The sequence below is a fragment of the Paenibacillus popilliae ATCC 14706 genome, assembly GCF_000315235.1.
Taxonomy (GTDB): Bacteria; Bacillota; Bacilli; order Paenibacillales; family Paenibacillaceae; genus Paenibacillus_B; species Paenibacillus_B popilliae.
Map to the genome: position 1 here is coordinate 1 of NZ_BALG01000336.1, position 1,031 is coordinate 1,031.

Annotated in this window: 1 protein-coding gene and 1 pseudogene; both read left to right on the forward strand. The window is 40.9% G+C overall.

All coding sequences use genetic code 11. From position 1 onward, the window contains the following. A pseudogene (locus PPOP_RS24670) lies at positions 1 to 331 on the forward strand (hypothetical protein); the annotation flags it as partial. A 22-nt stretch (positions 332 to 353) separates the two neighbouring features. Then, the coding region (locus PPOP_RS19590) for a hypothetical protein (protein WP_052516646.1) at positions 354 to 1,031 on the forward strand (678 nt) is incomplete at its 3' end.

Here is a 1,031-nt window from a genome sequence, read left to right on the forward strand (position 1 = left end):
GGGTCCGTCTCAGCCCGCTCAATCGACGGTTCAAGTTACTTCTTCTATTAATAAGAGTAATAACCTGGTACGAAATGCTGAAAAATTATCGAAAAGGCATGATGAACAAAGACAAATCAATCATTTAACGCAACAACTGTTCAAAGGGAACTCCAATCCAGGTATGGGAAATACATCGTTGAGATTCGGAGGAATTCATGAGGCTCGAACTGTTAATGGCGCCAGACTTTATTTTCAAAATACAAGAGATGGATTTAATATTGTAGCCAAGTCTACCAAGAAGAATCAAGACGAAGTTATTAGTGAACTCCGTAGAATGTACGGAAACTAAGGGGAAGGATGATATTACGCAGATGAATATTATAGAGATTAGATATCCTCCTTATGTGGGGGTAGATGTCTATAATGATAATAGTGATATGTTTGTCGATATGGAGGATGGGGTTACGTATACGGTAACCCTGTGGACGCCAAATAATTACTATTGGTATATGGATAAAGAACAGTTAAATTATGTCCCCTTTGGCTGTCCTGACATGCATGTACAATCGTTAACCAACGAGAACATTACGCAATCTATTGAGGATTACGCACGGGATGACGCGTATTTTTTGAAGTTAAGTTTCCTGGGGGGCGGTAACAGGCAGGAAGCCGCTTTTTGCATAGAAGAAATGAATGACATAATCAGAAAAATGAACAAGCAACCATTTGTATGGGACGAAGCTCCGGCTAACGAAAGGCACGAGTTGGAAATTATCGAGATTGAGTATCCGCCAAATTATGAAGATGTGAATAAAGATGAGGGCTGCATCCCGGTTGTAGTGAAAGCCAATGATGGAATGACCTATCACATCACCGTAATTACCCCCAATTACTATTACTGCTATATGCAAGAACACGGAATCGGGTATATCCCGGCGTCTCCTCCCCATCTGAAGGTGCGTTCCTTAACCAAAGAATATATTCGACAAGCACTGGAAGCTTGCCTTGAAGATGACGGATATGCGCTTAAGTTTTATTTTATCGCGCAG